Source organism: Wenzhouxiangella sp. XN79A, assembly GCF_012272825.1.
Taxonomy (GTDB): Bacteria; Pseudomonadota; Gammaproteobacteria; order Xanthomonadales; family Wenzhouxiangellaceae.
In genome coordinates, this window is the sequence record NZ_JAAWWS010000145.1 from 1 (window position 1) to 17959 (window position 17959).

The 17959-nt window shown below is 67.5% G+C and carries 18 protein-coding genes; 8 read left to right on the forward strand and 10 right to left on the reverse strand.

What is annotated here, in order from left to right:
- Positions 1–370: 370 nt before the first annotated feature.
- The 4 genes from crtY to crtD form a co-directional block, all read right to left on the reverse strand.
- Positions 371–1558, reverse strand: coding sequence for a lycopene beta-cyclase CrtY (gene crtY, locus HFP89_RS06715; RefSeq protein ID WP_168716878.1), 1188 nt, complete (start codon positions 1556–1558; stop codon positions 371–373).
- A 72-nt stretch (positions 1559–1630) separates the two neighbouring features.
- Complete coding sequence (locus HFP89_RS06720) at positions 1631–2110, reverse strand: phosphate-starvation-inducible PsiE family protein (protein WP_168716879.1); 480 nt, start codon at positions 2108–2110, stop codon at positions 1631–1633.
- Positions 2111–2329: 219 nt separating this feature from the next.
- Positions 2330–3280: a hypothetical protein gene (locus HFP89_RS06725; protein WP_168716880.1), complete on the reverse strand. Its 951-nt coding sequence runs from the start codon at positions 3278–3280 to the stop codon at positions 2330–2332.
- Positions 3277–4806, reverse strand: coding sequence for a 1-hydroxycarotenoid 3,4-desaturase CrtD (gene crtD, locus HFP89_RS06730; protein ID WP_168716881.1), 1530 nt, complete (start codon positions 4804–4806; stop codon positions 3277–3279). Before crtD ends, HFP89_RS06725 begins: the two co-directional genes overlap by 4 nt.
- A gap of 375 nt (positions 4807–5181) precedes the next feature.
- On the opposite strand from crtD, the gene HFP89_RS06735 reads away from it, so the two are divergent.
- The 7 genes from HFP89_RS06735 (at position 5182) to pufC (ending at position 11157) form a co-directional block, all read left to right on the forward strand.
- Positions 5182–6315: an acetylserotonin O-methyltransferase gene (locus tag HFP89_RS06735; RefSeq protein WP_240956159.1), complete on the forward strand. Its 1134-nt coding sequence runs from the start codon at positions 5182–5184 to the stop codon at positions 6313–6315.
- Positions 6316–6465: 150 nt separating this feature from the next.
- Positions 6466–7470, forward strand: coding sequence for a chlorophyll synthesis pathway protein BchC (gene bchC, locus HFP89_RS06740; RefSeq protein WP_168716882.1), 1005 nt, complete (start codon positions 6466–6468; stop codon positions 7468–7470).
- 197 nt (positions 7471–7667) lie between these two features.
- Entirely contained in the window at positions 7668–7892 is a 225-nt protein-coding gene (gene pufB / locus HFP89_RS06745) for a light-harvesting antenna LH1, beta subunit (protein WP_168716883.1), read from the forward strand.
- A gap of 10 nt (positions 7893–7902) precedes the next feature.
- Positions 7903–8124, forward strand: coding sequence for a light-harvesting antenna LH1, alpha subunit (gene pufA, locus HFP89_RS06750; protein WP_168716884.1), 222 nt, complete (start codon positions 7903–7905; stop codon positions 8122–8124).
- Positions 8125–8200: 76 nt separating this feature from the next.
- Positions 8201–9025, forward strand: a complete 825-nt coding sequence (gene pufL, locus HFP89_RS06755) for a photosynthetic reaction center subunit L (protein WP_168716885.1) — start codon at positions 8201–8203, stop codon at positions 9023–9025.
- 18 nt (positions 9026–9043) lie between these two features.
- Positions 9044–10018 carry a photosynthetic reaction center subunit M gene (pufM, locus tag HFP89_RS06760; protein WP_168716886.1) on the forward strand — a complete coding sequence of 325 codons (975 nt, stop codon included), beginning with the start codon at positions 9044–9046 and terminating at the stop codon, positions 10016–10018.
- Positions 10015–11157, forward strand: coding sequence for a photosynthetic reaction center cytochrome PufC (gene pufC, locus HFP89_RS06765; RefSeq protein ID WP_168716887.1), 1143 nt, complete (start codon positions 10015–10017; stop codon positions 11155–11157). Before pufM ends, pufC begins: the two co-directional genes overlap by 4 nt.
- A gap of 85 nt (positions 11158–11242) precedes the next feature.
- Here the strand turns inward: pufC and HFP89_RS06770 are convergent, their stop codons facing one another.
- From HFP89_RS06770 to HFP89_RS06795, 6 genes are all read right to left on the reverse strand, one after another.
- The gene (locus HFP89_RS06770; RefSeq protein WP_346775210.1) at positions 11243–12148 is read right to left on the reverse strand and encodes an alpha/beta hydrolase; all 906 of its coding nucleotides are present in this window, start codon (positions 12146–12148) and stop codon (positions 11243–11245) included.
- A 138-nt stretch (positions 12149–12286) separates the two neighbouring features.
- Positions 12287–13198 (reverse strand): putative photosynthetic complex assembly protein PuhE, encoded by a 912-nt coding sequence (gene puhE / locus HFP89_RS06775; RefSeq protein ID WP_168716889.1) that lies wholly within the window; start codon positions 13196–13198, stop codon positions 12287–12289.
- Positions 13199–13229: 31 nt separating this feature from the next.
- Positions 13230–13718, reverse strand: a complete 489-nt coding sequence (gene puhC, locus HFP89_RS06780) for a photosynthetic complex assembly protein PuhC (protein WP_168716890.1) — start codon at positions 13716–13718, stop codon at positions 13230–13232.
- A gap of 7 nt (positions 13719–13725) precedes the next feature.
- Entirely contained in the window at positions 13726–14385 is a 660-nt protein-coding gene (gene puhB, locus HFP89_RS06785) for a photosynthetic complex putative assembly protein PuhB (RefSeq protein WP_168716891.1), read from the reverse strand.
- A complete protein-coding gene (gene puhA, locus HFP89_RS06790) occupies positions 14382–15179 on the reverse strand; it encodes a photosynthetic reaction center subunit H (RefSeq protein ID WP_168716892.1) in 798 nt (265 codons plus the stop codon). The genes puhB and puhA overlap by 4 nt, the downstream gene beginning before the upstream one ends.
- Positions 15180–15204: 25 nt before the next feature.
- On the reverse strand, positions 15205–16644 hold the full coding sequence (locus HFP89_RS06795; RefSeq protein WP_168716893.1) for a BCD family MFS transporter: 1440 nt from the start codon (positions 16642–16644) through the stop codon (positions 15205–15207).
- A 407-nt stretch (positions 16645–17051) separates the two neighbouring features.
- Here HFP89_RS06795 and chlG point away from each other — a divergent pair, with 407 nt between their 5' ends.
- Positions 17052–17939, forward strand: a complete 888-nt coding sequence (chlG, locus tag HFP89_RS06800) for a chlorophyll synthase ChlG (RefSeq protein WP_168716894.1) — start codon at positions 17052–17054, stop codon at positions 17937–17939.
- The last annotated feature ends 20 nt before the right edge of the window (positions 17940–17959 follow it).

The window sequence follows — 17959 nt, forward strand, 5'->3', positions numbered from 1 at the left end:
TTTTGTCGCGACTGACAAAAGTAGGTCGCCAGAAAGCGGACGAAGTCCGCGTGGCGAAACGCCTGTAGCCAGAACCCCGGCACAGCCGCCGGACAGGGCTCCGGCAAGACGCGAAGAAAGCAAACCACCTCTCAGCCAAAGCCTGTGGCCGACCAGCGACGGCTTGGCCTGGCCCTGGCTTCGAGGATGCATCCGGGGCCACTGTACCCCGCAGCCGGAATCAGCCCGGCCACGTTCCGACCATCGGCCCACCGTCGCTGCCCGAAAGCCACTGCCCGTTCCGCCGCCTTCGAAGAGCGCTGTTGCCCACTGGGGTGCAAAGACCGCACAAGAGCTGAACCCGAAATCCGAAGCCAATCGATCCCGCGCTCTACTCTCTCGTCCCTTCTCCCTCGTCCCTGGTCAGGAACATCCTGCGTTCCGGAATCACCGACAGCGCCTTGAAGAACGGCACCGGCGGTTTGCCGACGACCAGCCGGGCCTTGTGATACCAGGGAAGGCGGGCGGCGTAGAAGTTCTCGACCAGTGCTTCGGACAGGGTGTAGAAGCGCTCCATGACCTTGTAGCGTTCGTCCGGCTCGCCGGCTCGGAACAGGAAGCGGTTGAGTACGCGGAAGAAGGCGGTGGTCGTCCACAGCCGCCGTGCGTGGTCGCGGGTGAAGCGGGCCAGCGCGGGACCGTCCATCGGCCAGCGGTCGCAGATCGCGTCGGCCAGCGCCAGGGCCTGCGGCAGCGAATAGCCGGTGGTCGGATGGAACAGCGCGGCGCGCAGGCCGGCGCGTGCGACCGGCGCGTCGGCCGGCCAGAAGCGGTCGAAGTCGGCCGCGATCAGGATCGGCAGGATGCCGCGTTCTTCCCGGATCGTCCGGGTCAGGGTCCAGCCCTGCGCTGCGGCATAGTCGTCGATGGCAGCCGACAGGTCGACATCGTCCAGTGCGGCGCCGTCGCTGTAGCGGGTGTCCTCGATCAGCAGGCGGCTCGCGCTGAACGGCAGCAGGTACACAAAGCGATAGCCGTCGGCCTGCGAGACGGTGGCGTCCATGATGACCGGCACGTCGATGCCGTGCGGCGTGGCGGTTTCGACCTCGCGGCCGAAGAACTTCTGGAAGCCGAGCACCAGTCCGCCGGCGCGAGCCTGGCCGCGGCCGTCGATGACCGCACTGCCCTCGAGCCGCTCGCCGGAGTCGATCACCAGGGCCCGCGGCTCGAGCGCGACGACCCGGGTGTCGGTTCGAAGCTCGATGCCGGCGTCGTCGATGACCGCGCGCAGCGATTCGGAGGTGATGCTGGCGTAGCCGTTGTCGAGGCGGCGCGTGTAGCCCGGGAAGCGCACCTCCTGGGTCGGCCAACGGTGCCGAACCATCGGCGCGACGAAGGCGTGCTGCTCGGCGCTCAGGTCGCCGGCGTGGAACGACCAGGTGTGGTTGCCGCCGGGTTCCGGGCCGGCCTCGAGGATCGTGATCCGCGTGTCCGGGTGCGTTCGCTTCATCCGCAGCGCGAGCAGGGCATTGGCCAGCCCGCCGCCGGCGAGCAGCAGGTGGGGAGTGCGGGGATTCATGCCGCTATTGTGCGCGAAGGCCGGGCCGCCGACAACGCGGGCCCGACCGCGACCGTGCGCGGCGCTGAAGGCTCAGTCGTCGCGGGCGACGCGACGCTTGTCCCTGGCTGGCTCGAGCACTTCCGGACACTCGTCGTCGGGTCCGGTCAGGTTGGCGCCCTTGGTCTCGGCATACGGGTACTTCAGGTGTCCGAAGCGGACCACCAGCACGGCCAGGGCCAGGATCAGGATCGCGCCGGACAGGCCGATCACGTGCCACGGTCCGAGGTGGGCCGCCTCCAGGATGATGTAGCGCGCCATGGCCACCATCGCGATGTACAGCGGCATGCGCACCGGCAGGCGACCGGTTCGCCAGTACACATCGACCATGGTGATGACTTCGAGATAGATGAACAGGAGCAGGATGTCGGTCAACTTGACCGAGCGTGCTTCGATCATCGCCCAGATTTCGATCCCGGCCGCGATGACCGTGGCGATCAGCACCACCCACAACCCGATGTCGCCGGCGAACGAGGCCGAACGAGTACCGGAGCGTCGGAGCAAAGAGTTCATGCGGCTTCTCCCGGAGACGCGGCGATCGACGGGCCGTGCGTGTGTCCCCAGACAGAGCGCGGTCGACCTCGAATGCAAAACAGGATGCCCGTTCGGTCCGGGCAAGTCAATCGCCTCGCCGGCGAGCCGGCGCCAACCGGACGGTCTTCGGTGATCGGCAGTCCGATGGGTCGGGCTTCGGGTGGTTTCGGGCCGCCTCGTTGCGCGGCGCGGCCGGGTTCAGCGCTCGCGGCGCGGCATCCGGAACGGCAGCATCTGCTGCACCCAGTAGTTCGAAAAGCGCCGCAGGGCCAGGCTTTCGTGCACGGCCGTGACCGGTTCGCCGAGCAGCCGGCAGTTGACCAGCGAGCGGGCGTAGAACGGGGTGTCTTCCCAGACCGCTTCGATCCGCGATTGCCCGTCCTCGGAGCGGGTCGGTCGATCGATGCGCCAGCGGCTCTTCGGCAGGCGAACGAAGGTCGGGCTCGGCAGGTGATGCAGTCGGCCTTCGTGATCGAAGTGCAGCGCCAGTGAACTCGTGCCGCCGTCGCGGTAGCGGGTGTCGTACAGCACGACCGGGCCGCGGCGGGTTTCGGTGCGCAGCCAGTACCAGCTGTCGAAGCACCGTTCCAGCGGTTCCCGGCCGGAGTTGTGGTCGAGGTAGCCGGAGCCGGACCAGCGCAGGTCCGGGTGCTGCAGGTCCACCTCGACCCGCGCTTCGGGCCAGACCGGCGTCCAGCGATGACGGCCGGCCGGGTCGAGGTCCAGCGCCCGGCCATGGCTGACCCTGGGCCGCAGCCGGATGCGACCTCGCACCCGCCGCGGCAGCGGAGCGGTCCACTCGCTGAGTTCGATGACCAGCGAGTCGCCGGACCAGTGCAGTCCGCTGGGTCCGACCCGCAGCGAATCATGATCCCGCCGGACCTCGTTGCGGCCCCGTTCGGTCATGCACCAGCGCCCACCCGGACCGTACAAGGCGACGTTGATCGCACAGTGCGCCAGCGGGTCGGCGGGGCCCTGGCCGCGGGCGAAGAAGTAGTAGGGCGAGAACACGCTGCCGATGAACGCGATGACGGTCAGGCCGAAGCGGCCGTCGTCGCTGATCGCGTCGATGTACCACCAGGCGTAGCCGTCGTGTTCGAGGGGCTGGTCGAAGGCCGGGATCGGGGCGGCCGGGGACGATGGGTTCACCGCGACGCGCCTCCGTGACCCAGGCCCAGGTCGGCGGCGACCGCCTCGGCGGCGAGCCGGCCGGAGATGGCGACCATCGGCACGCCGGGGCCGGGGTGCACGCTGCCGCCGGCCAGGTACAGCCCGGGCATCCGGGTTCGTGCGCCGGGGCGCGTGAAGGAGGCTCGCCAGCCGTGCGCGGCCTGCCCGTACAGCGCGCCGCCGGTGCCCGGAAAACGTTGCTCGAAATCGGCCGGCGTGGTGACCACGCGATCGGCCGATCGCAGGTCCAGCCGCAGCCCGCAGCGATCCAGCAGCCCGACCACGGCCGATTCCAACGGCGCCAGCGCAGCGGCATCGAACGGCTGGCGATCGCCGTTGGGTGGTGCATTCATGATCATGAACAGACGCTCCCGGCGGGCCGGGAGCGGGTCGGACAGGCCGCGGTCCTGGGCGCAGATGTAGACCGCCGGCCGGGTGGGCAGTCGGCCGTGCCGGAAGATCTCGGTGAATTCCTGCGGGTAATCGGCGGGAAAGAACACGTTGTGGTGGGCCAGCTCGAAGCCCGAGGTCTCGGCGACCAGCGACCAGGTCACCGCCGAGAGCGACCGCCGGGTCGGCTGCATCGCCGGCACCGCCGATGCGACTTCCGGTCCGAACCGGCCGGTGCCGAGACCCGCGGCGTCGGCGTTGGTCACCACCGCATCGGCCGCGATCCTCTCGCCGGTGTCGAGGCGGACACCGACGGCGCGCCCGGCCTCGACTTCGATCGAGTGCACAGGCTGCGCGAAATTCAGCTCGCCGCCGCGCGCGGCGATCAATGTGGCCAGGGCCTCGGCCAGCCGCTGCATGCCGTCTTCGATCTGCCAGACGCCGCGCTGCTCGACGTGGCTGATCAGCATCAGCGTCGCCGGCGCCTGCAGCGGACTCGATCCGCAGTAGGTGGCGTAGCGCGCGAACAGGCCGCGCAGGCGTGGATCGCGGAAGCTCTTGCCGAGCTGCCGCCACAGCGACTCGAACGGAGCGATGCGCCAGAGCCCGAGCAGGCCGCGCAGGCCCGAGGCGCCGACCAGTGACCCGATGCTCGGCCGCTGGCTGCGGATGAACGGCTGCTCGAGCGTTTCGAACACGCGCCGGGCCCGGTCGCAGAAGGCGAGATAGCGCTCGGCTTCGGCCCGGCCCGAAAGCGCGGTGATCGCTTCGGCCGAGCGCTCGGGATCGGCGAACAGATCCAGTTCGCCGCCGTCGCTCCAGGCATGCCGGGCCAGCCGGTCGACCGGCCGCATTGCCAGGTGCTCGTCGAGGCGGCTGCCGGCGTCGGCGAACAGGGCTTCGAACACCCACGGCATCGTGAACACGGTCGGGCCGGAGTCGATGGCTCGATCGTCGACTTCGATCTCGCGCATCTTGCCGCCCGGACGGTCGGCGCGTTCGAACACCGTCACGCGGGCACCGCGTCGGGCCAGGTCGAGGGCGGCGGCCAGGCCGCCGATGCCGGCGCCGACGACGATCACGTGAGGCTGGCTGACGGCGCGCTGGTCGGTCATGCCGGGTCGAACGGCCGGTCGCCGTTCGGCATGCACGGTTCGTCGTGCAGCCGGAACGCGGTGCGCAATCGGGCCGGACCGATCGAATCGGGCCGTCGGCTGCGCACGGGGTCAGCGAAGCGACCGGGGCGCGATGGGGACAAGCGTTGACTCCCGCTGAAGCGTGTCAGTAGTCTACATAAGGAGAGCTCGATGCCGATCCGATGATCCGGGAACGAAGTTTCGTCGGGGATTTCGCTACGAAGGAGAACAGGATGAACGTCAGCGCGCGCGTCCGGCCGAACCCGAGGGTGCCTCGTTGACTCGCGTCCGGTTCCGGCCGGCGACGCGGCCCGGTCCCCGGGTCGAAGAGTGGGTCCTGTGCCGAGGTGGCGCTTGAGCGGTTCCGGTCGGTGGTCCGCGTCGCTGCTTCGCTGGCGTGATCGTCTGCTGACCGATCCCGGCTTCCAGCGCCGTTCGCTGCGCTGGCCGATCGCGCGCTGGATCGCGCGTCGGCGCATGCGTGCGCTGTTCGACCTGTTGAGCGGCTTCGTCTACTCGCAGGTCCTGCTGGCCTGCGTTCGACTCGACCTGTTCGAGCGCCTGTCCCGTTCGCCGAAGACCGCCGAAGAGCTGGCCGATGAACTCGACCTGTCGCGGGCCTCGCTCGATCGCCTGCTCGAAGCGGCGGTGTCGCTCGGCCTGGTCGAGCATCGAGCGGGCGCCGCCTTCGGGCTCGGCCCGCTCGGTGCCGCGTTGCTCGGCAACCCGGCGGTGGCGATGATGATCGAACACCATGGCGCGCTGTACACGGATCTCGACGACCCGGTGGCGCTGCTGCGCGGTGAGCGGCAAGCCACCGAGCTGGGCCGGTTCTGGGCCTATTCGAGAAACGCCGGCCATGAAATGCCGCTGGCCGCGAACGACACCCGGGCCTACAGCGAACTGATGGCTGCATCGCAGGCGATGATCGCCGACCAGGTGCTCGCGGCCTATCCCTTGAAGCGTCACCGCTGCCTGCTCGACGTCGGCGGCGGAGCCGGTGCGTTCGCGCAGGCGGCCATGCAGCAACACCCACGGCTTCGCGCCTGCGTGTTCGATCTGCCATCCGTGGCCGAACTGGCTCGGGAGCGCTTCGAGCGCGCCGGGCTCGGGACGCGCGGTGATGCGCTCGGCGGCAGCTTCCTTCACGACGAGCTGCCGGCCGGACACGACCTGGTGTCGCTGGTCCGGGTCCTGCACGATCATGACGACGAGTCCGTGCTCGAGGTCCTGCGCGCCGTGCGCAGCGCGATCGCGCCGGACGGCGTCGTGTTGATCGCCGAGCCGATGCTGGGTACGCGTGGGGCCGAACCGGTCACGGCCGCCTACTTCGGTTTCTACCTGATGGCCATGGGCCAGGGCCGTGCGCGCACCCCTGAAACGATCGAGGCGCTGCTTCGCCGGGCCGGTTTCGGCCGGGTGAAGCAGCATCGAACCTCGGCGCCTCTGCTGGTGCGTGTGCTGAGCGCGCGACCGGTTTCGAGCTGAGTCGACATCGGTCGATTCTTCGTGAACGGATGAACGATCGGTCAATCCGATCGATCGCTCAATTGCGCCGGTTTCCGTTTTCTTGACAAAACCTTCACACCATGCAATCGTGGTTTCAAGCCGATCGCCGCTTGGGCGATTGGAGGGAGAATGCATGAGTACCGAGAGGCAGCTATCCGGCATGAGGTCCGGCATACGGTGACCGCGCTGAGCGCGACTGCCGTTGTCGTCGGTGCGCCCGAGCGCGCCGATCTCCGGACGCTGGCGTTGACCTCGCCCGGAGCCGAAGACGTTGTCGTCGATATCGACTACAGCGGAATCAGTACCGGAACGGAGCGCCTGCTCTGGTCCGGCAGCATGCCGCCGTTCCCCGGTATGGGCTATCCGCTTGTCCCGGGGTATGAATCCATCGGTCGAATCATTTCTGCAGGCCCGCAGTCGCAACGACAAGCGGGCCAGTTCGTCTTTGTTCCCGGTGCACGCTGCTACGGCGATGTGCGCGGCCTGTTCGGCGGCGCATCGTCGCGCGTCGTGGTTCCCGGATCGCGCACCGTGCCGATCGAGGGCGACCCGGGACACCGAGGCGTGCTGCTTGCCCTGGCCGCCACCGCCTATCACGCGCTGCGCATGCCGGACGGCGGGCTGCGTATTCCCGAACTGATCGTCGGGCACGGTGTGCTGGGTCGCCTGATCGCTCGGCTGGCCGTGGCGCTCGGCGATGCACCGCCGGTGGTCTGGGAAATCGACCCGCAGCGGCAGCGCGGCAACGAAGGCTACGAAGTCACCCGCTCCGACCACGATTCGCGCAGCGACTACCGCGTGATCTGCGATGCAAGCGGGGCCGACGGTCTGCTCGACGGGTTGATCCAGCGCCTTGCGCCGGCCGGCGAGATCGTGCTGGCCGGCTTCTACACGCAGCCGCTGCAGTTCGCCTTTCCGGCGGCCTTCATGCGCGAAGCGCGGCTCCGCGTTGCCGCGGAATGGCAGCCGGAGGATCTGATCGAGGTGCAGCGGCTGATCGCCGATGGCCGCCTGTCGCTGGATGGGCTGATCACCGATTGCCGGCCGGCCGACCAGGCATCGAGTGCCTACCGCGTCGCGTTCGAAGACCCGGCCTGCCTGAAGATGGTTCTCGACTGGAGGTCACTGCATTGAGTCGAACGGGTTGGAGGCTGTGCGCCGATGGGATCGGTGACCATGCCTGCCCGGCGCTTGTTGACAGAAATCAAACGTGCGACTCCCTGGAGTCTGTACAAAGAAGGTAACCGGCAACCTCGTGTGATGTCGGAAACGCCCGCCGCGGGGCTGATGCGCGGAAACACCCGAGAGGGCTTTTGCAAGGAGAGAGAGTTATGGACAACCAAGACCCGAAAAAATCGATATCCGGTCTGAGCGAGAAGGAAGCCAAGGAGTTCCACAAGATCTTCGTGGTCAGCTTCATCGTGTTCACGGCCATTGCAGTGATCGCGCACATCCTGGCCTGGCAGTGGCGGCCGTGGATTCCCGGCCCGGAAGGCTACGCTGCGGTCGAGTCCGCAAGCACGGCCGTGACCTCGTTCATCGCATCCATCAGCTAGGAGAATCATCATGTGGCGTATTTGGCTTCTTTTCGATCCGCGCAGAGTGCTGATTGCACTGTTCACGTTCCTGTTCGTGCTGGCTCTGCTGATCCACTTCGTTCTGTTGAGCACCGACCGCTTCAACTGGCTCGAAGCCCCGGCGGCGTCCGAAGCGTCTGCCAGTGTGGAGAGTGCACCTGCCTCGCGGCAGGACCTCGACACGGTCAACGTCCCCGGCCGCTGGGTCTAGTGCCTCGGCGAGGCGGGGGGCCCGGCTCCCCGCCGGTCCGGGCGGCATGAATCAATGAACTGAAGGAGGCGCAGCCATGTCGATGCTGAGCTATGAAAGGAAATATCGCGTGCGTGGCGGCACCTTGCTGGGTGGCGACCTGTTCGACTTCTGGGTCGGTCCGTTCTACGTCGGGTTCTTCGGCGTCACGACGATCTTCTTCTCGGTCCTGGGCACCGCGATGCTGGTCTACGGAGCAGCGATCGGTCCGACCTGGAACCTGTGGCAGATCAACATCGCGCCTCCGGATATCAGTTACGGGCTTGCGCTGGCTCCGCTGAAGGAGGGCGGCATCTGGCAGATCGTGACGGTCTGTGCGATCGGTGCCTTCGTTTCCTGGGCCTTGCGCGAAGTCGAGATCTGCCGAAAGCTCGGCATGGGGTATCACGTACCGATCGCGTTCAGCGCCGCGATCTTTGCCTACATCAGCCTGGTCGTGATCCGTCCGGTGCTGATGGGCGCCTGGGGACATGCGTTCCCCTACGGCATCCTGAGCCACCTCGACTGGGTCTCGAATGTCGGTTACCAGTACCTGCATTTCCATTACAACCCCGCTCACATGCTCGCCGTGACGTTCTTCTTCACCACGACGTTCGCGCTGGCCCTGCATGGCGGAGCGGTACTTTCGGTGCTCAATCCCGGCGAAGGCAAGCCGATCGGCACCGCAGAACACATCAACTCATTCTTCCGGGACACCCAGGGTTACTCCATCGGTGAGCTCGGAATCCATCGTCTGGGTCTGTACCTCGCGATCGCAGCGGGCTTCTTCAGCGCGGTCTGCATCATCATCAGCGGTCCGTTCTGGACGCGCGGTTGGCCGGAATGGTGGAACTGGTGGCTCGAGCTTCCGGTGTGGTCGTAATTCAAACGGGACAGTCCTATGGTCGAAAATACCAATCTATTTACCCGGGCCCAGGTCCACGGGCCGGCCGACTACGGCGTTCCGCTTCCCGAAGGCAGTCATGCCCGGACCGGAACTCCCTACAAGTCGTACTTGCTCGGCAAGCTCGGTGACGCCCAGATCGGGCCGATCTATCTGGGCGGCTACGGAATCGCATCGCTGATCTGCGGCTTCATCGCCTTCGAGATCATCGGCCTGAACATGTGGGCCTCGGTGGGCTGGGACCCGATCGAGTTCGTCCGCCAGCTTCCCTGGCTGGCGCTGGAACCGCCGTCGCCGGAATACGGCCTGAGCCTGCCGCCGCTCAATGAGGGCGGGTGGTGGTTGCTGGCCGGGTTCTTCCTGACCGCTGCATTGATCCTGTGGTGGATGCGGATGTACACCCGGGCCAGGGCGCTCGGCCTGGGAACCCACATCGCCTGGGCGTTCGCCTCGGCGATCTGGCTGTACCTGGTGCTCGGGTTCATCCGGCCGATCGCGATGGGCAGCTGGAGCGAAGCGGTGCCGTTCGGCATCTTCCCGCACCTGGACTGGACCGCCGCCTTCTCGATCCGTTACGGCAACCTGTTCTACAACCCGTTCCACATGCTGTCGATCGCCTTCCTGTACGGCTCGGTGCTGTTGTTCGCGATGCACGGCGGCACCGTCATGGCGACCAGCCGCTTCGGTGCCGAGCGCGAGATCGAACAGGCCTTCGACCGCGGTACCGCGTTCGAGCGCGGCGCGCTGTTCTGGCGCTGGACCATGGGCTTCTGCGCCAACGCCGAATCGATTCACCGCTGGGCCTGGTGGTTTGCGGTCCTCACGCCTCTGACCGGAGGTCTCGGCATCCTGTTGACCGGCACCGTGGTCGAGAACTGGTACCTCTGGGGCATGAAGCACGGACTGGTGCCGCCCTACCCGGAAACCGGTGTGGTTGACCCGGCCGCGGCGCTGCAAGGAGGTGGCCAATGATCAAGATCGTTGCCTGGTTCATCGGGCTCTTCGCCCTCGTCCTCACCGGCTTCATGCTGTTCACGGCCGGCTGGGAGCGTCCGCCGATCGAGACCCAGCAGAGCGGGTATCGCGGCACCGGCATGGCCGAGATCATCAATCCGCGCGTCGACCCGCAGCGGCTCGAGGCCCAGTTGGCCCAGGTGCCCGAACTGTCACCGCTGACGCCGGATCCCGGCGTGCCCAGGGCCGGTGATGTCTACCAGAACGTGCAGGTGCTCGGCGACCTCTCGGTTGCCCGCTTCACGCGTCTGATGCAGGCCATCACCGAGTGGATCTATCCGGAAGAAGGCTGTGCAGCCTGCCATCAGCTGAACAACCTGGCCGACGACTCGATGTACCAGAAGGTGGTTTCGCGCCGCATGATCCAGATGACGCAGGCCATCAACAGCGAGTGGACGAGCCATGTCGGTGCGACCGGGGTGACCTGCTTCACCTGTCACCGCGGCGAGAGCGTTCCGCAGTACACCTGGTTCAACGCCGATCCGGCCACGGTGGCCGCCGACGGCATGGTGGGTTGGCGGAACGGACAGAATCGCGCCGCCGAGTTCGCCGGACTGTCCTCGCTGCCCGAAGAGCCGTTCTCCCGCTTGCTCGAGGATGCCGGCCAGATCCGGGTCGAAGGCCGCACTGCGCTGCCGATCGACGGTGACGGGCCCAGCATCCAGTCCACCGAGTGGACCTATTCGCTGATGATGCACATGTCGACATCGCTGGACGTCAACTGCACCTATTGTCACAACAGCCGCAACTTCGGCAGCTGGGAATCCAGCAATCCGCAGCGGGTGAACGCGTGGCACGGGATCCAGATGGCGCAGAGCCTCAACACCGAGTACGTTGCGCCGCTCAGCCCCGTGCTCCCCCCGCATCGCCTCGGCGCGACGGGAGAAGGGCAGAAGATCAATTGCGCGACCTGTCACCAGGGCGTTGCCAAGCCGCTGGGCGGCCTGGCGATGGCCGAGGACTACCCGTCGCTGTGGGGTGACGCGGCGCCTCAGGACGTGGCGGGTGTCGACGACGACGTCGATGCCGATGCCGATGCTCTGGCAAGCGCAGAAGAACCGGTTGACCTGGAGGGGTCGGGCGCGGGAGGACTCTGAGCCTGCGCCGGGGCCGCTCGCCGGCCTCACCGTGGTACCGAAGCCCGGCCGACTCGATCGGCCGGGTTTTTTTTCGGGCCCGTGCTCAGGGCTTCAGGGCCAGTCCGTCGTCCACTCGCTCCAGCACGTCCTGGTAGCTGGCAAGGAATCGTTCGGGCAACTCGAGGTAGGGCAGGGCACCGGTCGGAAACGCGGTGATCCGCCAGTTCGGTCGGTCGGCCACGACCGCGGCCCGCGAGAAGTCGGTGAAGTCGCCGCGAACACCATGCGACAGCCAGGTCGGCAGGCCCAGTGCCGCGTAGTTGGTTGGCATGTCGGCGCCGAACAGGTAGCCGGACAGGAAATGGAACGGCGCTCGATGCGCACCGGGGAACCGGGCCATCAGACAGGAGATGCGGAAGAACTCCTCGTCGATCGCCTTGCGCCCCCAGGTCTTGCGCAGGAAGAAACGGATGCTGGTCGGGCTGCGGAGAAGCCTGAACAAGGGCTGGCCGATCCAGGGCACCTCCAGGACGCGCAGCACTGCGGGCTTGCGGCAGTCGGCGTCCGGGGGGCCGCGAGTAAACGCGTTCTTCGCCAGGCCGGTCGGGCTGACCAGCGCCAGGCTGCGAATCGTCGCCGGAGCCTCGAGTGCTGCGCGGGCCAGGAATTCGCAGGAAATCGAAACCGCAAGCGCATCGACGGGCTTCCGATCGTTTTCGTCCCGGATCCGATCGATCATCGCGTGGAGAGCGTCGATCATCAGGCGCTGGTCGTAGGTACGCTCGCTGCGTTCCGAGTGGCCGTAGCCGGGCAGGTCGATCGCGTAGGTCGGGCCACGCGCGGCAAGGGCAGCGAACAGCGGTCGGACTTCATGGGCCGAGGCCGAGGCGTTGATGCTGTGCACCAGCAGGATCGGATTCGGCGCTGGCTCCCGATCAGGCGCAAGCGAATGTGCACCCCGCGGGTTCGCGGCGTGAGGGTCTGCGACGTCTGCGGTCGGGCCGGCCACGTAATAGCTGATCGTTCCGGCCGCCTCGGACTCGAAGCAGATCCGGTGGCCGTTCAGCGCGTGGGGAGGCGTCGCGCCAGGCTCGCTCAACGAGAGCGACCGGAATTCGAAGCCGCGTGGGCCGGGGACAGCAGCAGCTCAGGCATTGGCCGAGCGCGTGGAGGTCTCGATCGTGTTCGGGTCGTTCGCGCGCGACTTGGTCGGCCCGCCGGAACGGGCGGTCTCCATGCGGCCGTTGCGGGCCGCAATCGCCGGCGCCGGGGGTGCGCCGGCCGGTGCGGCATCTTCGTGCTCGGAATTCTTCAGGCTCCAGCGCCACAGCGTCTCGGCCGGAATCGGCAGGATCATGAACCAGTGTTCGATGACTGCAAGCGCCATCAAGGTTGCCAGCAGGACATAGCCGATCGCGGCGAAGCTGCCGGGTTCGGCCGCTGTCACCTGCTGGACCAGCAGCAGGGTCACGATGGTGCCGGCGGTGACCGAGAACGGGAACAGCAGGTTCATCGGCTTGATTCGGAAGTAGGTCGTCAGGTAGGCCAGTCGGGCTGGAATGAATTCCACGTTCAGGTTCCGGATTCCGAGGAACACGTTGAGCTTGGCGCTGACGTGCATGGCCCAGAGCAGCACGAAGGTCCACAGCCCGAATCGGTTCGGCTGGTCCCAGGTCAGCGCGGCCAGTACCCCGACCGTGGCGATGATCGCCAGCTCGTGGTAGATGCCGGTTCCGGCGGCGCGGAAGAACCGTTTGAGGCCGGTGCAGTCTGCGGGGCAGGGCTCGTTGACCGGGCCGGTGATCACACCCATGTAGTAGCTCATGGTATGCCAGCCCCAGATGATCAGCCCGCAGGAAAATGCGCAGAATGCCCCGGCCACCGTCGGCAGGTCGGCGCTTGCGTGGATGCCCAGCAGGGCCGCGGCCAGTACCAGCGTGCCGCCCAGCATGCTCCAGCGAAAGGTGCGCGGGGGGCGCGCATTCAGATAGAAGATGATGCCGGTACTGAACCACCACAGAAAGGTGGAGTACAGCAGCGCGCCGATGGTCGCGTTCACGCTCCGGGTCCTTCCATCGGCTGCGTCGGTTTCACTGCGGCACCGGGTCGTTTTCGAACAAGGTGCGGAACGAATCGATGTTGGTCGGGCCGAATGCGTACAGGTCGATCAGCACGTCGGTCTGCGGATCCTCGAGCAGGACGGTGCCGTTGGCCTGGAGTCTGAGTACGAACGGATGATCCGGGCCGATGCCGCTGGCCCGGCGCGCGCGCGCCATGCTGCGCAGGATGCCGCGAATGAAGCCGCCTTCACCGGACGGGACTTCGTGGATCAGGCGATCGTTGGCGCCGTCGAGCCACTCGTAGACCAGTACCCCGCCGTTGTCGCTGTCGGCGAACCGCAGCTGGCGTGACGCGATGGTCTTGTCGATGTCGGGAATCTGGGCGGCCGGCTCCAGCCCGGCGATTCGGAACGTGGCCACGGCGCCCAGTGCGACCAGGATCAGCAGGCCGGCGGCGATCAGCGCGCCGCGCGGGACGTGGATCTGGTGATGATGATGGCCGTTCGGATGTTCGCTCATGAATCGGTCAGGAGGCCGCGGAGCGGCGGATTTCCGGCTTGGCGTCCGGGGGTGGCGGGGCTTCGGCATTCTGGCCGGCTTCGATGTCGGTCGACTGGTCGGCGGCCAGCGCGTTGCGGAGCAGTTCCGCGACCCGCTTCGGGTCCTCGATGGCGCGCATCACCGGTACCGGCCGGTTGATGCGCAACCAGCGGAGGTTCGGCCAGACCATGCTGTAGAGCAGGCGCGGACCCGACAGTTCGAGCTCGATGTCGCCGGTGCCGTCCTCGAAGGTCTTCAGGTCGGCGCGGGTGACCTTGGCGAAGGGCAGGTTGACCGAGGTCTGGAGTGCGATGCCGCCTTCGATCACGACCCGCTTGGTGGTGATCGTGTAGACCGACGAGCGCGCGTAGGCCCAGCCGGTCAGCGCGATCATGCCCAGTACACCCAACGAGGTCGGCAACGACCACACCAGCGAGCGAGCCATCGCGGCGAGGCTGCGCTGGTCCAGGTAGGCCGCGGCGGCCACCCAGACCACGATGGCCAGGAAGTAGACGCCGAACTTGGCCAGCTGGAAGACCCGGCGGCTGTAGGGCCGCCAGTCCGGCGTGCCCTGCCAGAGCACACGCTCGCCTGCCGGAAGCGGTTCCGGCAGGGGCTTGATCGGCTTTACGCGGATCTCGCTCAAATCAGCGGATCCTGGCGGGTCGGCAGCGCGTACAGGTGGCCGGCCGAGAAGTACGCGGTGATGCGATCTTCCTCGAGCCGCGTCACCTGTTCGGCGCTCGCGGTCCGCGGCACGGTCGCGAACTGGTCGGCGGTGATCGACGAGACCAGGATCTGGCCGGAGCCGAACTTGACCCGGGCGAATCCGTACGGCAGCAGCGGGTTCGGGGCCGCGTCGTTCTCGGCACCGTCCAGCGCCACTTCGAAGAACAGGATCCGATGCTCGGAGCGGTCGACCCAGAGGTCGGTGACCGTCCCGGCGACCTGCCCGTCGGCCGCGACCACGGCCATGCCGCGCGGGTCCGGATCGTTGTGTTCGACCATGAACCCGGTCGCGATGCGCATCGGCACCACCTTCGGCGCGCCGTCGAGCGCCAGGTCGGGCAGGTCGTCGCGCAGCGCGTAGCTGGCCGGACCCACGCCGTCGAGCATCGGGTTGCCGGTCGGCTCGAGCGGCGAGCCCGGGGCCGGTGCCGACGGTCGGGTGCCCGGAATTTCAGCCGCATAGTGTTCTGCGTGCGGGGCGGTCCGGCTGCCCTGGTTCATCGGCAGCAGGTAGGTCTTGGCGGGCGGCGGGCTCGGCCAGCCGATGACCGGCGTGCGCGGTGCGCGCTCGCTGCGATCCGACTCCAGCGGATAGCCTTCGCGCTTGTCCTCGCGACGCAGGTAGATGATCAGTCCTGCGAAGAAAATCCAGAACGCGTAGAGGACCATCTGCGCGACGTCCATGTAACCAGTGATTGCACCTGTAGGCATGACTCTCTCTCCTCTTGGGCCGGGCTTATCCCGGCATCTGGTCCAGACCGAACCGCTTCGGAGCGGCGGCCGTCGAGCGGCCGCGTTGCCACGGTCGGGTCAAGGGACCGGCGATTGCCAGTGTGACGAATAACAAGATGATTTCAAGTTGATAGACGAACCCGTATCCAACGGCCGGACCGGTCAGGGTCTCGCCGAGGTGGCCCTGAACGGCCAGTCCATCGACGAAATCGCGCAGGCCGCCGCCGAGCGCGATGCCGGTGCCGATCGCCGTGGCCTGCACGGCACCCCAGGCGCCGAGCACCAGGCCGTTGTCGCTGGCCCCGCCCATTCCCATCGCGGCGGTCAGCGTGCTGATCGCGAACAGCCCGCCGCCGAAGCCGATCAGCAGCGTGCCGACCCGGAACATCAGCCCCGATTCGGTCGGCGCGGCGAGCAGCACGGTGGTGAAGGCCACGATGCCGATCATCAGCCCGCCCGCGGCCAGGCGGTGCGGGTCGCTGCCGCGCGCCAGTGCGCGGGCCGCGAAAGTGAAGGCCGCCAGCGCGCCGCCGGCCAGCAGCGCGGTCAGGATCGTGGTCGCGCTGACGCTGAGGCCGAGTACTTCGGCGCCGTAGGGCTCCAGCAGGATGTCCTGCATGCTGAACGCCGCGCTGCCGAGCCCGACGGTCAGCAGGAAGCGGAACATTCCGGGCTGCTGCATCAGTTCGCGCCAGGCCTCGCGGAAGGCCGGACGCGGCCGGTCCTTCGCGGTGCGTTCGGGATCGCGGGCCTCCTGTTTCCACAGCGCCAGGCCGTTGAGGATCATCGTTGCCAGCGCGGCGCCCTGGATCACCCGGATCAGGCGGATTTCGTCGAAGTCGGCCAGCGCCAGCGCGAAGATCAGCGAGCTGCCGATCATGCCGAGCAGCAGCATCACGTAGAGCAGTGCGATCACGCGCGGTCGTGACGCTTCCGGCGCCAGGTCGCCGGCCAGCGCCAGCCCGGCCGTCTGCGCGGTGTGCATGCCGGCGCCGGTCAGCAGGAACGCAAGCGCCGCGCCGACGACGCCGACCCAGACCGGCCCCTGGCCGGCCCCGGACAGCACGAGCAGCGCGAACGGCATGATGGCCAGCCCGCCGAACTGCATCAGCGTGCCGAACCAGATGTACGGCACCCGGCGCCAGCCGAGCACCGAGCGATGGTGGTCGGAGCGGAAGCCGATCAGCGCACGAAGCGGCGCGAACACCAGCGGCAGCGAGACCATCACGGCGATCAGCCAGGACGGCACGCCGAGTTCGACGATCATGACGCGGTTCAGGGTGCCGGTCAGCAGCACCACGGCCATGCCGACCGAGACCTGGAACAGCGACAACCGCAGCAATCGGTGCAGCGGCAGTTCCTTGCTCGCCGCGTCGGCGAACGGCAGCATTTCCGGACCGAAGCGCGTCCAGGCGCTGGCGAGGTTGTCGCTGACCCGCTTCATCGCAACGGCTCGACGGCGAGAGGAGCGAGGAACATGGGCAGGTCAGGCGCAGGCGGCGCGGGAACCGTTCGCCGTCGAGCCGGCGCCGTGCACGACAACCCGGCGGCCGGAAGGCTCCGACCGGATCGGCGACCGGAGCGTCGGTCAGGAACCGGCGCACAGCGACCCGCACCCGAGCGCTCGCGTGCGGAGTTCTTCATCACGCTGACTCGCGGCCGATTGTTCATGCTCCGATCCGACTGGCGGCAGTGACCCTGACCAGCTCCGTTTCCCATTCCGACATTAGCCTGCGTGGATACCCATGTCAATGAATACGCGAACGCCACGCGCGAGCGCTTGACGTGGGTCAAGAACGCTTCGATCGCTTGCCGAAGACGAGGGCTCTCCGCTGGGGTAGACTTCGTGCGATGGCCGCGCCTTCCACGCCCAGATCGGTTCTCGAACTGCTCAAGCCGGTGACCTGGTTCGCGCCGATGTGGGCCTATGGCTGCGGCATCGTCTCGGCCGGCGTGGCGCTGCAGGATCGCTGGCTGTTCGCGCTCGGCGGCGTGCTGCTGGCCGGGCCGCTGGTCTGCGGCACCAGCCAGGCGGTCAACGATTGGTTCGATCGCCACGTCGACGCGATCAACGAACCCGACCGGCCGATTCCTTCCGGTCGCATTCCCGGTCGCTGGGGGCTGTACATCAGCCTGATCGGGACCGCCCTGTCGCTGCTGGTGGCCGCGTTGCTCGGCACCTGGGTGCTGGTCGCTACGGTGGTCGCGCTGGTCCTGGCCTGGCTCTACAGCATGCCGCCGATCCGACTGAAGCAGAACGGCTGGTGGGGCAATGCGGCGGTCGGCCTGAGCTACGAGGGCATCGCCTGGTTCACCGGTGCCGCCGCGATGCTGTCGGCCTTGCCCGGTGGTCCGATCCTGGCGCTTGCCGCGCTGTACAGTCTCGGCGCCCACGGCATCATGACCCTGAACGATTTCAAGGCCGTCGAAGGCGACCGCAAGATGGGCGTGGCCTCGCTGCCGGTGCAGCTCGGCGTCGACAACGCCGCGCGCCTGGCCTGCGTGGTCATGGCGGTGCCGCAGCTGGTGGTCATCGGCCTGCTGCTGGCCTGGGATCGCCCGTATCATGCGGCCACCATCGTGTTCCTGCTGGCCTTCCAGATGGTCCTGATGACCAGCCTCGTCGAACGTCCTCGCGAGCGCGCGCCCTGGTACAACGCGACCGGCACGTCGCTGTACGTGCTCGGGATGCTGGTCTCGGCGTTCGCGGTGCGTGACCTGGTGCCGCTGGCCGGCTGAGTCGCTCCGCGGCGTCGGCA

Coding starts and splice junctions, on each gene's coding strand:
- crtY (WP_168716878.1), bottom strand. CDS start 1,558: ATGAATCCCCGCACTCCCCACCTGCTGCTCGCCGGCGGCGGGCTGGCC.
- HFP89_RS06720 (WP_168716879.1), bottom strand. CDS start 2,110: ATGAACTCTTTGCTCCGACGCTCCGGTACTCGTTCGGCCTCGTTCGCC.
- crtD (WP_168716881.1), bottom strand. CDS start 4,806: ATGACCGACCAGCGCGCCGTCAGCCAGCCTCACGTGATCGTCGTCGGC.
- bchC (WP_168716882.1), top strand. CDS start 6,466: ATGCATGAGTACCGAGAGGCAGCTATCCGGCATGAGGTCCGGCATACG.
- pufB (WP_168716883.1), top strand. CDS start 7,668: ATGGACAACCAAGACCCGAAAAAATCGATATCCGGTCTGAGCGAGAAG.
- pufA (WP_168716884.1), top strand. CDS start 7,903: ATGTGGCGTATTTGGCTTCTTTTCGATCCGCGCAGAGTGCTGATTGCA.
- pufL (WP_168716885.1), top strand. CDS start 8,201: ATGTCGATGCTGAGCTATGAAAGGAAATATCGCGTGCGTGGCGGCACC.
- pufM (WP_168716886.1), top strand. CDS start 9,044: ATGGTCGAAAATACCAATCTATTTACCCGGGCCCAGGTCCACGGGCCG.
- pufC (WP_168716887.1), top strand. CDS start 10,015: ATGATCAAGATCGTTGCCTGGTTCATCGGGCTCTTCGCCCTCGTCCTC.
- puhC (WP_168716890.1), bottom strand. CDS start 13,718: ATGAGCGAACATCCGAACGGCCATCATCATCACCAGATCCACGTCCCG.
- puhA (WP_168716892.1), bottom strand. CDS start 15,179: ATGCCTACAGGTGCAATCACTGGTTACATGGACGTCGCGCAGATGGTC.
- HFP89_RS06795 (WP_168716893.1), bottom strand. CDS start 16,644: ATGAAGCGGGTCAGCGACAACCTCGCCAGCGCCTGGACGCGCTTCGGT.
- chlG (WP_168716894.1), top strand. CDS start 17,052: ATGGCCGCGCCTTCCACGCCCAGATCGGTTCTCGAACTGCTCAAGCCG.